The 13,780-nt window shown below is 68.8% G+C and carries 12 protein-coding genes and 1 pseudogene; 7 read left to right on the top strand and 6 right to left on the bottom strand.

Annotated features, from left to right (window positions below; all coding sequences use genetic code 11):
• From KN815_RS13960 to KN815_RS13980, 5 genes are all read right to left on the bottom strand, one after another.
• On the bottom strand, positions 1-574 hold a 574-nt coding region (locus KN815_RS13960), incomplete at its 3' end, for an arginase family protein (RefSeq protein WP_216342216.1).
• Between the two features lie 73 nt (positions 575-647).
• Positions 648-2,096, bottom strand: coding sequence for a purine-cytosine permease family protein (locus tag KN815_RS13965; protein WP_216342218.1), 1,449 nt, complete (start codon positions 2,094-2,096; stop codon positions 648-650).
• Positions 2,093-3,619: an aminobutyraldehyde dehydrogenase gene (locus KN815_RS13970; protein WP_216342221.1), complete on the bottom strand. Its 1,527-nt coding sequence runs from the start codon at positions 3,617-3,619 to the stop codon at positions 2,093-2,095. The genes KN815_RS13965 and KN815_RS13970 overlap by 4 nt, the downstream gene beginning before the upstream one ends.
• Before the next feature lie 117 nt (positions 3,620-3,736).
• The gene (locus tag KN815_RS13975) at positions 3,737-4,129 is read right to left on the bottom strand and encodes a gluconate 2-dehydrogenase subunit 3 family protein (RefSeq protein ID WP_216342223.1); all 393 of its coding nucleotides are present in this window, start codon (positions 4,127-4,129) and stop codon (positions 3,737-3,739) included.
• A gap of 10 nt (positions 4,130-4,139) precedes the next feature.
• Positions 4,140-5,768, bottom strand: coding sequence for a GMC family oxidoreductase (locus KN815_RS13980; protein WP_253208963.1), 1,629 nt, complete (start codon positions 5,766-5,768; stop codon positions 4,140-4,142).
• 473 nt (positions 5,769-6,241) lie between these two features.
• Between KN815_RS13980 and KN815_RS13985 the strand changes: the two genes are divergently transcribed.
• Positions 6,242-7,744 carry a PucR family transcriptional regulator gene (locus KN815_RS13985; protein WP_216342225.1) on the top strand — a complete coding sequence of 501 codons (1,503 nt, stop codon included), beginning with the start codon at positions 6,242-6,244 and terminating at the stop codon, positions 7,742-7,744.
• A 167-nt stretch (positions 7,745-7,911) separates the two neighbouring features.
• On the opposite strand, the pseudogene KN815_RS13990 reads toward KN815_RS13985, so the two are convergent.
• Positions 7,912-8,122: pseudogene (locus KN815_RS13990) on the bottom strand (SDR family oxidoreductase); the annotation flags it as partial.
• Positions 8,123-8,340: 218 nt separating this feature from the next.
• Here KN815_RS13990 and KN815_RS13995 point away from each other — a divergent pair.
• The 6 genes from KN815_RS13995 to kdpB all read left to right on the top strand — a co-directional run.
• On the top strand, positions 8,341-9,189 hold the full coding sequence (locus KN815_RS13995) for an oxidoreductase (RefSeq protein ID WP_372458347.1): 849 nt from the start codon (positions 8,341-8,343) through the stop codon (positions 9,187-9,189).
• A gap of 130 nt (positions 9,190-9,319) precedes the next feature.
• On the top strand, positions 9,320-9,913 hold the full coding sequence (locus KN815_RS14000; protein ID WP_216342229.1) for a TetR/AcrR family transcriptional regulator: 594 nt from the start codon (positions 9,320-9,322) through the stop codon (positions 9,911-9,913).
• Between the two features lie 113 nt (positions 9,914-10,026).
• The gene (locus tag KN815_RS14005; RefSeq protein WP_216342237.1) at positions 10,027-10,221 is read left to right on the top strand and encodes a hypothetical protein; all 195 of its coding nucleotides are present in this window, start codon (positions 10,027-10,029) and stop codon (positions 10,219-10,221) included.
• Positions 10,218-10,307 carry a K(+)-transporting ATPase subunit F gene (gene kdpF, locus KN815_RS14010; protein ID WP_037770757.1) on the top strand — a complete coding sequence of 30 codons (90 nt, stop codon included), beginning with the start codon at positions 10,218-10,220 and terminating at the stop codon, positions 10,305-10,307. The genes KN815_RS14005 and kdpF overlap by 4 nt, the downstream gene beginning before the upstream one ends.
• Before the next feature lie 32 nt (positions 10,308-10,339).
• A complete protein-coding gene (gene kdpA, locus KN815_RS14015) occupies positions 10,340-12,001 on the top strand; it encodes a potassium-transporting ATPase subunit KdpA (protein WP_216342235.1) in 1,662 nt (553 codons plus the stop codon).
• Positions 12,001-13,780 (top strand): potassium-transporting ATPase subunit KdpB (gene kdpB / locus KN815_RS14020; RefSeq protein WP_216342231.1); only part of this gene is annotated, 1,780 nt, incomplete at its 3' end. The genes kdpA and kdpB, both read left to right, overlap by 1 nt.

Here is a 13,780-nt window from a genome sequence, read left to right on the forward strand (position 1 = left end):
GGATGCCGACGTGGATCGACTTGTCCTCGACGAGCAGGCCCTCCTCGAACGCGCGGCGGAACACCGTGCCGTGGGTGATCGGAGCCTTGAAGTAGGTGTCCCATGTGTCGAGGTGGGCGTCGAAGTGGATCAGAGCGATCGGGCCGTGCTCGTCCCGTGCCGCGCGAAGCATCGGCAGCGCGACGGTGTGGTCACCGCCGAGCGTCACTATGCGCCGGCCGCGCCGGCCGACGACCTCGCGGGCGAACCCCTCGATCTGGCCCATCGCATCGTCGATGGAGTACGGCGTGCACGGCACGTCACCGGCGTCCACGACCTGGACCGCCTCCAACGGCGCCGTATCGAGCTCGACATGGAACCGCGGCCGCAGGTGTCGGGACGCCTGCCGGATGCCCATCGGCCCGAACCGGGCGCCCGGCCGGTACGACGTACCGCCGTCGAACGGGACGCCGAGCACCGCGATGTCGTAGTCGGGCACGGAATCTATGGAAGGAATCCGGGCGAAGGTGCCGGGGCCGGCGAAGCGCGGGACGACGGTGGCTTCGACGGCACCAATCGGCTTGTGGTCGCTCAAGGGGTGACTCCGATCAAGGTTGGGGGCAGGCCGCGACGGGGAGCCGGGCCAGGTAACCGGCGCACCGATGTGCTCAGGCTCCGGTCTCGCGCTGGGCGAGCGCGGGAATCGCCTCCTCGACAGCCACGGCCGTCCGCGGCCGGGCCAGGGCCTTCACCGTGAAGTAGTACAACGGCGAGACGACGAGCAGGCCGGCCAGAAAGGAGACGTCGGTGTTGCCGAGCGCCTTGGCGATCGGGCCGGTGTAAGCGGTCCCGATGACCATGAACGGGATCTGCACGGCGACACCGACCAGGTAGCAGAGCACTGCGGGCCAGTTCACCCGGCCGTAGCTACCGCCGTCGCGCTTGTAGAAGTCCTCGACGACGTAGTCACCGTGGCGCACCAGGTAGAAGTCGACCAGATTGACCGCGGTCCACGGCACCAGGGAGCCGAGCAGCAGGGTGAGAAAGCCGTTGTACGTGGCGACGAAGTCGCTCCCAGCGGTGAGGGCTACGGCGAGCGCGAGCGTACACAGCCCGGTCGCGACCACCGCACGCTCGCGGCTGCGAGCTGTGAAGCGCGGCCAGAAGGTCTGCACGATCGTGATCGTGCACAGGGTGCCGCAGTACAGGTTCATCGCGTTCGTCGCGGCGACCCCGATGCTGAACACGGCCACGACCACCAGACTGATCCCGGCGGTTGCCTTGGTCAAGGCAGCGATGGTGTCCGTGCCGGGCAGGAGCAGCCCGATGCCCGCGCCCAGGAACATGGGCAGGATCGAGCCGATGCTGCTACCCCAGTAGCTCATCCAGAACGCCGGCTTGGAGCCGGTCTTGGCCGGCATATAACGGGAGTAGTCCGAGACATAGGGTGCGTAGGCGATCTGCCAGACCGCGGCCGCCGACACGGTGCTCACGAACCCGGGCAGGGTGGCCCCACCCGTATGGAAGAAGGTGTGCGGCACCGGGTGGACGACGAACGCCCAGACGAACGCCAGGAGCAGGACGGCGCCCGAGACATAGGTCATGATCCGCGCATAGGCGTGGATCAGGCTATAGCCCCAGATCGTGGCCGCGATGCTGGCCGCCGCGAGCAGCACGATGCCGGCCTTGCTGCTCAAATGCGGAATCACCGAGGCCAGCGACTGTCCTCCGAAGACCAGGATCGAGACGAAGAACCCGAGGTACATGCACACCACGATCACCACGATCAGCAGCGCACCCCAGGAGCCGAACTGCCCCTTGGTCTGGATCATCTGAGGGACCCCGAGCTGCGGCCCCTGGGCGGAGTGCAGCGCCATGAAGATCGCGCCGACGAGGTTCCCGACGATGATCCCCAGCGCGGCCGACCAGACCGGTTGGCCGTACAGCGTGGTGGCGAGTCCTCCGGTGACAATGGAAAGGATCATGATGTTCGTGCCGAACCAGATGGTGAACATGTCCCGGTTCGTTCCATGCCGCTGGTCGAGCGGGATGGGCTGGATCGTTGCCGACTCGATACTGGAGGCGGACTCGCGGCGCCCGGCCAGTTGCTCGCTCATGACCGCTCCGTGCCGTCGGCGCCTCGAGCCCGGTTGAACATCACGTGCTTGGTACGCGAGTAGTCATCGAGGGCATACGCCGACAGGTCGCGTCCGTAGCCGGAGGACTTGAACCCGCCCCACGGCATCTCGGTGGCGAATGCCAGGTGGTCGTTGACCCACACCGTGCCGAAGTCCAGCCTCCCGGGCAGATCGGCGGCGCGGCGGGCGTTCTCGGTCCAGACCGAGGCGGCCAGCCCATAGGCAGTGCTATTGGCCGCCTCGACCGCGCCATCCTCATCCGTGAAGGTTTCCACGGTGACCACGGGCCCGAAGATCTCCTCACGGGTGCACTCGGCACCGTCCGGGATGTCCACCAGCACCGTCGGAAGCACGAAGTAGCCGTCGCCTTCCGGGGCCTTCCCGCCGGTCGCCGCCCGCGCACCCGCCGCGAGGGCACGGTCGATGAAGCCGACCACGCTGTCGCGGTGGGTCTTCGAGACCAGCGGCCCCATCTCGATGTGGTCCCCGGCCGCCGGGTCGCCCACGACCAGCGACTCCACCGTGGGCACGAGACGCTCCAGCAGCTCGTCGCGGACGGACTCCTCCACGAGGATCCGGCAGCCCGCGCCGCAGTCCTGGCCCGAGTTGCCGAAGCCGGCGAACCGGATGCCTTCGGCGACCGCGTCCAGGTCGGCGTCCGCGAACACCATGACCGGTGCCTTACCGCCGAGCTCGAGGTGCACACGCTTGAGCGAGGTGGCGGCCGCACCGGCCACCGCCTGTCCGCTCCGCACACTGCCCGTCACCGACACCAACGCGACGTCGGGGTGGGTGGCGAGCGCCTCGCCGACCACCGATCCGGCACCGGTGACGACATTGAGCACCCCCGCGGGCAACACCCCGGCGAGCAGCTCGGCCATGCGCAGGGCGGTCAGCGGTGTCTGTTCCGACGGCTTCAATACACACGTGTTGCCGGCCGCCAGGATCGGCCCGATCTTCCATGCCGCCGTGAGCAGGGGATAGTTCCAGGGCGTGATCGCGGCCACCACGCCGACCGGCTCCCGCACGATCATCGATGTGCGGTCGGCGACATACTCCCCAGCGCTCAGACTCAGCGGCGCCCGGACCGCACCAGCCATGAACCGCAGCGTGTCGATCGTCCCGTCGACATCCTCGCGGGCCAGCGGCATCGGCTTGCCGGCGTTGACCGACTCCAGGTGCGCCAGCTCCTCGGCGTTGGCTTCCAGCACCGCCGCGGCCTTGAGCAGCACATCGGCTCGGTCCTTCGGCGTCCGCTGCCGCCAGCCGGGGAACGCCGCCTTGGCGGCGGCCACCGCCTCGTCGACATCGGCCGCCGTGCCGCGCAGGGCTTGTGCGATCGGCTGTCCCGTCGCGGGGTTGAAGACCAATTGTGTCTCCGTCCCGGTGCCCTTCCAGCCGGCACCGTTGACGAAGTGGGTCAGCACCGCGGTCTCCCCACCGGCCGGTGCCAGGGCTTCGCCCAGGGGTGCCACCGGGATCTGCGTGTGCGCCTCGGTCATCTTGGAATCCTTCGTTCGTGTTCCTGGGTTCACGCCCGGTGCGCCCATCTCGGACGCACCGGTCTCACTGCTCAGAACCAACGCCGACCTGGTTGTGCGGATGCACAGGCCGCGAGCTCAGCGCGTCGCGAAGCCGCGATCGACGACGTCGGCCAGCATGTCGACGTAGGAGTCGACGTCGTCGCGGGCCGTGCGCGGCGGAGCGTCGTAGGCAAGCGCGGCCTTCACCTGGGGGCTCAGGAAATAGGCCCCGGCGGTCAGCACAGTGAGGGCCTGGAACTCCTCGGGCCGCTGGTCGGAGAGTCCGTCCAGAGCGGCTTCGGGGTCCTTGCCCGTGCACCAGGCAACCGCCTCGGCGAACGGTTCCGCCAGGTCCGGCCGGTAGCCGAGGGCCTGGTCGAGCAGCGCATCCGGCACACCCGCGGCGGTGGCCGAGGGCATCGGATCGGATGCGGGAATCAGCACATCGGCGAGTGCGGCGAAGGTGCGCCGCTGGTCGGGATCGATCATCACGGAGTCCTCAGTCGGCGGTGGTCTGGTGGTGGCGGTTGTCGGCGAGATGGCGCATCGCCCGCAGCGCGACCGCCATGATGGTCGCGGTCGGGTTGACGCCGGTCGAGGTGACGAAGACGCTCCCGTCGATGATGAAAAGGTTCGGTACATCGTGTGCGCGGCCGTGCTCGTCGACGACGGAGGTGGCGGGGTCGGTACCCATGCGCGCGGTGCCCAGGAGGTGCCAGCCGCTTTCCCGGACGACGGGGATGGGATGCACCGAGGTCGCGCCCGCGGCCTGGTGGGCCTCGATCGCCCGGTCGACGTTGAACTTGAGCATGCGTTCGGTGTTCTCGCTGATGGTGTAGCGAATCTTGGGCACCGGGATGCCGTCGGAGTCCGTGGCGCCCGGGTCGAGGATGACCTCGTTGTGGTCCTCGGGCAGGTCCTCGGTGGTGATGCCCCACTCGGTGTACCGGCCGAATGTGCTGCGCAACCGGTTGTGGAAGGCGGGCCCGAAGCCCTCGCGCCAGTCCTCGCCCGGTTCCCACAGAGTGTGGGTGAGTGGGCCGCCGGTCGGCATCAGGTTCCATTTCGCCCCGCGTACGAACCCGCGGCCGGCGTCGGTCTCGTAGAACTCCATCGACTGGAGTGCCTGCCCGGTCGGGCCGAGCCAGGTCTCGAGCTCGTCCTCGTAGGTCCCGTACACCGAGGCGTAGGGATGTATCATCAGCCGCTTGCCGACCAGCCCCGAGGAGTTTGCCAGACCGTCGGGGAACTGCGCGGAGGCCGAGTTGAGCAACAGCCGCGGGGTGCCGATCCCGTTGGCGGCCATCACGGTCACGCCTGCGGCCTGGTGGCGCACGACTCCCTCGCGGTCGATGTACTCGGCGCCGGTCACCAGTCCCCGGTTGTCGACCGTGAGCTGCCGCACCCGGGCCCCGGTCACCAGCACGGCACCGGCGGCGATCGCGTCGCGCCAGTGCGTGAAGTCGGTGCTCGCCTTCGCTCCGGTCGGGCAGCCCGACTCGCAGGCGCCGTACCGCAGGCACGCGGGGCGGTTCTTGAACTTGCGCGAGGCGATGGCGTTCGGGGCCGGCCACCAGTGCCAGCCGAGCTTGTCCATGCCCTTCGCCGCGGCGAGGCCGTACTTGCCGATCGGCATCGGCGGCAGCGGGAAGGTGTGCGGGTCCGGGTACGCAGGGTCGCCGTCGAGTCCGGACGCGCCGATGTGGTGGGTGACCTCGTCGTAGAACGGCCGCAGGTCCTCGTAGCTGAACGGCCAGTCATCCGCGACCCCGTCGAGAGTCCGGACCCGGAAGTCGGAGGGCATTGCCCGGACCCAGTGCCCGGAGAACATGATGGTGCTGCCGCCCACGCCGTTGAACATCAACGGCTCGATCGGGCTCTCCTTGGTGTCGACCGGGTAGTCGCTCTCCCGTCCGCGCGCATTCGGGCTGGGGTTCCACTGCTTGAGGCGGGTCAGCTCCCATTCGGGCTTGCCGCCGGTGAAGTCATCGGGAAGAGCCCAGTCGCCCTGCTCCAGGCAGACCACACGAAACCCGCGGCCGGCCAACTCCAGGGCCGCCACCCCACCGGAGGCGCCGGCCCCCACAATGAGCACATCCGCATCCCCGTGACCATGCTGCGTGTTCACCAGTAACTCTCCCGCTCGCTCAGTCCGCTATGGGCGCGTTCGCACCCACGTCGGTGGACGCCTCCGGTCCGGTCGACTCTCCGGTGCCTACCGGACCAGGGGGTCGAATGATCCGCCCCCAGAATGCTTCGACCCACCCCCCACAGCACCAGTTACATCCGCCACAAGCGAGACCCTCCGATTTGAGCGAATGCACAACTTGCCATATCCGAAACGGTGCCCTGCAATGGGAGTCCGGCCTCCGTGCCGACAGTCCAGCGCCGCGCTCGGGGCTCCGGGGGGTGTTCACATCCGTTCGGACGCCAACCGGCAGCGGGTGCCCGCGGCAGGCCGACAGTGCATCGCGATCCTGCGGCTTTGCGAGCACCTGGCCAAGCCTGAACGAACCGGTCGGTCACGACGGTCGGCTCGGTCAGCGCCCCCAATTGTGCAGACGCACAAGCATCCTTGTACTTAATTGGTATCATTGCATTGTGACGATCACGATCGCGGACCTGCTGGAGACGCCACATCTGCGGCTGCACCTGCACTCCGGCACGGGCGGGCTCGATCGGGAGGTCTCGTGGACCCACACATCCGACCTGCCCGAGCCCTGGCGGTGGCTCGCCGGGGGTGAGCTCTTGATGACCAACGGCATGTCGTTTCCCGCCGACGGCGCCGGGCAGCGGGTCCTCATTGAACGGTTGGCCGACGTCGGCGCAAGCGGTTTGGCGATCGGGGAGCGGATGTACAGCCCGCCGCTCACCGACGAACTCGCCGAGGCGAGTGAGCAGTTGGGGTTCAGCGTCCTGACAGTCCACTTTCCCATGCCGTTCGTCGCGATCTCCCGCGCCGTTGCGGTCGCCAACCTCCTCGAGGAGTCCGATCGGCTGATCCGAACGGAGCGGATCTACCACGCCATGCAGCGGACGCTGACAAGTCACCGCGAATCCTCGGCGCTTTCGCGGGCACTCTCCCAGCAACTGGACTGCGAGGTCCACGTCTGCCACCGCGGGTCCGCGCAGCCCTGGTACCCGGAAGACCCGCGCCTGGACCCCACACTCATCGACGCGCTGCGCCGATCCACACCGGATTCCTCGGACCTGCGAGCGGGGGCCTTCGCAGTCCCGCTCGAGGACGGGCGCGAGATGAGACTGATGGACATCCCGACGCAGTCGAGCGCGGTCCTCGTCCTCGTTTCGGACGGGCGCAACGTGCTCGACGCCATCCTCATGCAGCACGTGGTGACCGTGATCGCTCTGGAGCTGTCCCAGTCGTTGATCAGCATCGAGCACCGTCGTCGGCTGGGTGCCGAACTGCTGGCGCAACTGATGGAGGGGCGGCTCGACGAGCGCAGCGGACGTCGTCAGCTAAAGGCCCTCGGCCTGAACGTCTCCAAGGCGACCCTCTTCGCGATCACCTCCGATGCCCTCGCGAAGCTGCGAGAGTTCCACATCGTGCTATGGCGCAACAGAGTGCCCCATCTCGTGGTGCACCGGTCAGGCATGCTCCACGTGTTCTGCGTCGAAGACGACACGGTCCATGCGCTGATCCGCTCGAATCTCGGCGGAGAAGCCCTGGCAGGGATCAGTGGCCCGATCCGGACCGTCGAACGGGTCCCGGAAGCCTCGCGTGAGGCAGGCTGGGCGGTCCGCGCGGCGGCTTCGGTCACCTCGCGCACCGTCCGGTACGGCGACGCAACGCCGTTGCTGGGCGTCACGGGAACCGACGACGCCGCCGCCCTGGTGACGCGCGTGCTAGGCGCGCTCATCGAGTACGAGCGGGTGCACGAGACGGAGCTGTTGCGGACACTCGAGGCATTCCTCGACAACCAGCGCTCCTGGCAGAAGACCGCCGATGTACTCCATGTGCACCGGCAGACCGTCCTGTACCGGATCCGCAAGGTCGAGGCGATCACCGGACACAACGTGACCGATACACGCGATATCGCCGAGCTCTGGCTGGCCGTGCAGGCTCGCGCACTCCTTGGCCCCTGACCCGAGTGCGAACCGCATGGTGGTCACGACAAGCTCATCGCGGCCCGGTTCCCGCGCGCACGGCCTTGCCGAAGTGATCGCCGGCATGCCCGGATTCCCAGGCTGACGCCGAAGGTGTCGGCCAGGACCTGCCGGGTGCCGATCTTCCGTTCGTAGCGGATGGCAGCTCAGGCGCCCGCTCCCCCGTCGACCGGCACGATCGCGCCGGTCACCATCGAGGCACGGTCGCTGAGCAGCCATGCGGCCACCTCGGCCACCTCACGGGGCTCGGCCATGCGGCCGAGTGGGGTCGCCGCGGTAACGCGCCCGGGGACGTCGCCTCCCACGCGTCGATCATCTCCGTGACGGTGCCGCCGGGGTGATGCCGTTCACCCGGATCCCCTGGCGCCCAGGCGCTGGCTCTGCTGAATGTGCTGAGAGCCGAGGCCGGTGAATCCCTGCGGTAGCGAACACGGCCCGGTTCTCGGCCCGGCCCGCGCTCGCAGCCGTCTTTTCTGCGTCATGGCGAAAAAAATCGACGCGGTGTAGATTTTCAGGTGAGAGAGACCGGAGCGTACCCGCGGCGCGACCGCCGCGGCCGAAGGATGTGAGTGGATATGAAGACCTTCCTGATCACCGGTGTGAGCAGCGGGCTGGGTCGGGCCTTCGCCGAGGGGGCCCTCGCGTCGGGGCACACGGTGGTCGGCACCGTCCGCCGGGAGGCCGATATGGCGGCGTTCGAGGCCCTGGCGCCGGGACGGGCCCATGCGCGTCTGCTGGATGTCACCGATGACGAGGCCGTACGCACCGTGGTGGACGAGGCCGAGTCGACTGTCGGGCCACTCGATGTGGCCATCGCCAACGCGGGCTACGGTCTGGAGGGGATCTTCGAGGAGACACCGCTGTCGGCGGTCCGGGCGCAGTTCGCGACCAACGTCTTCGGCGCCGCGGCGACTCTCCAGGCCGCCCTCCCCCATATGCGCAAGCGGCGCGCGGGCCACTTGATGGCGGTGACGTCCATGGGCGGGCTGATGGCGGTGCCCGGTATGTCGGCCTACTGCGGGAGCAAGTTCGCGCTGGAGGGCATGCTCGAGAGCATCCGTAAGGAGGTCGCCGCGTTCGGCATCCACGTCACCGCCATCGAGCCCGGTTCGTTCCGTACGGACTGGGCCGGGCGGTCGATGACCCGTGCCGAACGTGCCATCGCCGACTACGACGCGTTGTTCACACCGATCCGCGAGGCGCGGGTCAAGGCCAGTGGCAACCAGCTCGGCAATCCGCGGAGCGCCGCCGAAGCGGTGCTGCATATCCTCGACGTCCCCGAGCCCCCCGCCCATCTGGTGCTGGGCTCGGACGCGCTGCGCCTGGTCACGGCGGCCCGGCAGGCGGTGGACGACGACATCCGCACCTGGGAGACGCTGTCGCGGACCACCGACTTCCCCGACGGAGCACAGCTCACCGGCTGATCACCGGGCCACGCCACGGCCGCTGAGGGCCGTGGCGAGCGCGTGGCTCCCCGGCCGGACAACGGCCATGCCGTTGGCCCGCGTCCGGCGGAAGTACAGTGCTCGGGAGAGTCGATCAGGGGAGACCGCAGTGGGAAGGCGCAGTGCCGCCCCGAGGAAGGGAGACCTGCGCGAGCAGGCCCTCCTGGACGCCGCCGAAGCGCTGCTCGAGCACACGAGCCTCGAGGAGCTGACGGTCGAGGCGATCGCCAAGGGCGCCGGGATCTCCCGTGGCTCCCTCTACTTCTACTTCGGCAACAAGCACGAGGTTCTCGCCGCTCTGGTCGAGCGCACCATGCGCAGCGTCCGGGCCGAGGCCGACAGCACGGCGCGGGACGCGGCGTCCCCGCCCGTCGAGGTCATGGAACGGGCCGTCCACGGGGTGGAGCGGGTCTGGCGTGAGCACGGCACCGTCATGCGGGCGGCCGTGGACTACGCCGCGCTGCATCCGGTGGTCGGATCCGCCTGGAACGACACGGTCGACGCCTTCGCCCAGGCCATGACGCAGGTGCTGAGGCGGGCGGGAATCCCCGATGAGGACGGCCCCGGCGGGACCGCCGCGCTGGCCCGCGCACTGTGCTGGATGACGGAGCGGACCTTCTACCGCGCGGCCGCTTCGCCCGGGAATGATCTCGCCGAGGCGACCGCGACCACCGTCGAGATCTGGCGTCGTGTCATGAAGTGATCATGGCCGAGTCCTCGACGCACGCGCGGAGACCTGGGCACGGGCCGGGCGAACACCCGCATCCTTCGCCCCAGCGCCCGTAAGGGTCGCGTCAAGGGGGTGCGGATCGGCGTATGGGACCCGTCAACGACGCTTGGATCCGGCCACGGGCGGGGTTTTCTTCTATCGATACCCGTCCGATCCGCCACTCGCGGATTCCCCCGACCTCTTTCCAGGAGTTCGCGATGGCCGATGTGGCCTTCGTCGTCACCACGCTCGCGGTGTTCGCGCTGGTGGCCTTTGTCGCCAAAGGGGTGACGAAGCTGTGACCGTCGAAAACGTCGTCGGCCTCGTCGTCGCCGTCGCCCTGCTGGGCTACCTCGTCCTCGCCCTGATCTTCCCGGAGAGGTTCTGACGGTGACATCGGCTACTACCGCGGCGGGAGGCATAGGTCCCGTACTGGCGGGCGTGCTCCAGTTGCTCGCCCTCATCGGGGCGCTGGCGCTCGCCTACGTCCCCCTCGGCAACTACATGGCCAAGGTCTTCTCCTCCGAGAAGCACTGGCGTGTGGAGAAGTGGATCTACAAGGGCATCGGGGCCAACCCCGACACCGAGATGCGCTGGGCCTCGTATCTGCGCGGGGTGCTGGCCTTCTCGGCGGCCGGTGTGCTCTTCCTGTATCTGCTCCAGCGGCTCCAGGGCAGCCTGCCCGGTTCGCTCGGGTTCTCCTCGATCGAGCCGGCGCAGGCGTTCAACACCGCCGCGTCCTTCGTCACCAACACCAACTGGCAGTCGTACTCCGGCGAGCAGACCATGGGCCACGTCGTACAGACCGCCGGTCTCGCCGTACAGAACTTCGTCTCCGCGGCTGTCGGTATCGCGGTGGCCGTCGCGCTGGTACGCGGCTTCGCGCGCTCGCGCACCGGTGAGCTCGGCAACTTCTGGGCCGATCTGGTGCGCGGCACGGTCCGCGTCCTGGTGCCGGTCGCGGCGATCGCCGCCCTGGTGCTGGTCGCCTGCGGTGCCCTCCAGAACTTCTCGGGCATCCATGAGGTGGGCCAGTTCATGGGCGGCTCGCAGCAGTGGAACGGCGGGGCCGTGGCCTCGCAGGAGGCCATCAAGGAGCTGGGCACCAACGGCGGCGGTTACTTCAACGCCAACAGCGCCCACCCGTTCGAGAACCCGACTCCGTTCACCAACCTCTTCGAGATCTTCCTGATCCTGGTCATCCCGCTGGCGCTGACCCGCACCTTCGGCATCATGGTCGGCTCGGTCAAGCAGGGTTACGCGATCCTGGCGACCATGGTCACCATCTGGGTCGGCTTCGTCACCCTGATGATGTGGACCGAGTTCGCCCACCACGGCCCGGCTCTTCAGGCCGCCGGTGGCGCGATGGAGGGCAAGGAGGCCCGCTTCGGGGTCGGCGGCTCGGCGCTCTTCGCGGTGTCGACCACGCTCACCTCGACCGGGGCGGTGGACTCCTTCCACTCCTCCTTCACGGGCCTGGGCGGCGGCATCACCATGCTCGGCATGATGCTGGGCGAGATCGCGCCCGGTGGTACCGGATCCGGCCTCTACGGCATGCTGATCATGGCGATCATCGCGGTGTTCATCGCCGGGCTGATGGTCGGCCGTACGCCCGAGTATCTGGGCAAGAAGATCGGTGCCCGCGAGATGAAGCTGGCGGCCTGCTACATCCTGGTCACCCCGGCGCTGGTCCTGATCTTCACCTCCGCCTCCATGGCCCTGCGGACGCCGCCGCACTCGATGCTCAACTCCGGTGCGCACGGCTTCTCCGAGGTGCTGTACGCGTTCACGTCCGCCTCGAACAACAACGGCTCCGCCTTCGCGGGCCTGAACGCGAACACCGACTGGTTCAACACCACGACCGGTCTCGCGATGCTGCTCGGCCGCTTCGTGCCCATGGTCTTCGTCCTGGCGCTGGCGGGCTCGCTCGCCGAGCAGAAGCCGGTGCCGGCCACCGCGGGCACACTGCGCACCGAGAAGCCGCTGTTCACAGGGTTGCTGGTGGGCGCGATCCTGATCATCACCGGTCTGACGTACTTCCCCGCGCTGGCGCTGGGGCCGCTGGCCGAGGGGCTGGCGTGATGACCACCCGCACAGAAAACCACGAGGACTCCATGTCCACTGCCACTCCGACCAGGGCGCCGCGAGGCGGCGTGCCCACCGGGCACGGCCCGGCCGAGGACCGTGTCGGCGCGGGCCTCTTCGATCCCGGACAGTTGCTGAAGTCGCTGCCGGACGCCTTCCGCAAGCTGGACCCGCGGGTGATGGTGAAGTCGCCCGTGATGTTCGTCGTGCTGGTCGGATCCGTGCTGACCACGGTGTTCTCGGTCAAAGACCCGGGCGACTGGTTCGGCTGGGCGATCAGCGTCTGGCTGTGGCTGACCGTGATCTTCGCCAATCTGGCGGAGGCGGTCGCCGAGGGCCGTGGCAAGGCGCAGGCCGACACCCTGCGCAAGGCCAAAACCGATACGGTGGCCCGGCGGCTGGCGGCGGACGGCACGGCCGAGGAGCGGATCCCCGGCACCGAGCTGAAGATCGGTGACCTGGTGGTCTGCGAGGCCGGCGATGTCATCCCCGGCGACGGCGATGTGGTCGAGGGCGTCGCCTCGGTCGACGAGTCGGCGATCACCGGCGAGTCGGCGCCGGTCATCCGCGAGTCCGGCGGCGACCGTTCGGCCGTGACCGGTGGCACCAAGGTGCTGTCCGACCGCATCGTCATCAGGATCACCACCAGGCCGGGCGAGACCTTCATCGACCGGATGATCAACCTGGTGGAGGGCGCCGCCCGGCAGAAGACGCCGAACGAGATCGCGCTGAACATCCTGCTCGCCTCGCTGACGATCGTGTTCCTGCTCGCCTGCGTCACACTGCCGCCGTTCGCCGATTACGCGGGCACGCATCTGACGATGGTGGTGCTGGTGGCGCTGCTGGTCTGTCTGATCCCGACGACGATCGGCGCGCTGCTCTCCGCGATCGGCATCGCGGGCATGGACCGGCTGGTGCAGCGGAACGTGCTGGCGATGTCGGGCCGGGCGGTCGAGGCCGCCGGTGATGTCTCCACGCTGCTGCTGGACAAGACCGGCACGATCACCCTGGGCAACCGGCAGGCGGCCGAGTTCGCGCCGGTGCGCGGCACCACCGAGGCCGAGGTCGCCGACGCCGCCCAGCTCTCCTCGCTGGCCGACGAGACCCCCGAGGGCCGGTCCATCGTCGTCCTGGCGAAGGAGAAGTACGGGCTGCGCGAGCGCCACCAGGGCGAACTGGTGGGCGCCGAGTGGATCGAGTTCACCGCGCAGACCCGGATGTCGGGTGTGGACGTCGGCGAGCGGAAGATCCGCAAGGGCGCGGCCGGTTCGCTCATCGCCTGGGTCCAGGAGCGCGGCGGCACGGTCGCCGAGGACGCGGACCGGATCGCCCACCGGATCTCCGAGGCCGGCGGCACCCCGCTGCTGGTGGCGGTCCAGGACGCCGACGGGGCGCGGGTGCTGGGCGTCATCCACCTCAAGGACGTGGTCAAGGAGGGTATGCGGGAGCGGTTCGACGAGCTGCGCCGCATGGGCATCAAGACCGTCATGATCACGGGTGACAACCCGCTGACGGCCAAGGCCATCGCCGAGGAGGCGGGCGTCGACGACTTCCTCGCCGAGGCCACTCCCGAGGACAAGATGGCCCTGATCAAGCGGGAGCAGGCGGGCGGCAAGCTGGTCGCGATGACCGGCGACGGCACCAACGACGCCCCGGCGCTGGCCCAGGCGGACGTCGGGGTGGCGATGAACACCGGTACGTCGGCCGCCAAGGAGGCCGGCAACATGGTCGACCTCGACTCCAACCCGACCAAGCTCATCGAGATCGTGGAGATCG

Source organism: Streptomyces niphimycinicus (assembly GCF_018883605.1).
GTDB classification, from domain to species: Bacteria; Actinomycetota; Actinomycetes; order Streptomycetales; family Streptomycetaceae; genus Streptomyces; species Streptomyces niphimycinicus.

Excerpts from the sequence above, each read along its gene's own strand:
- KN815_RS13965 (WP_216342218.1), bottom strand. The coding sequence starts at position 2,096 with ATGAGCGAGCAACTGGCCGGGCGCCGCGAGTCCGCCTCCAGTATCGAG.
- KN815_RS13970 (WP_216342221.1), bottom strand. The coding sequence starts at position 3,619 with ATGACCGAGGCGCACACGCAGATCCCGGTGGCACCCCTGGGCGAAGCC.
- KN815_RS13975 (WP_216342223.1), bottom strand. The coding sequence starts at position 4,129 with ATGATCGATCCCGACCAGCGGCGCACCTTCGCCGCACTCGCCGATGTG.
- KN815_RS13995 (WP_372458347.1), top strand. The coding sequence starts at position 8,341 with ATGAAGACCTTCCTGATCACCGGTGTGAGCAGCGGGCTGGGTCGGGCC.
- KN815_RS14005 (WP_216342237.1), top strand. The coding sequence starts at position 10,027 with ATGGGACCCGTCAACGACGCTTGGATCCGGCCACGGGCGGGGTTTTCT.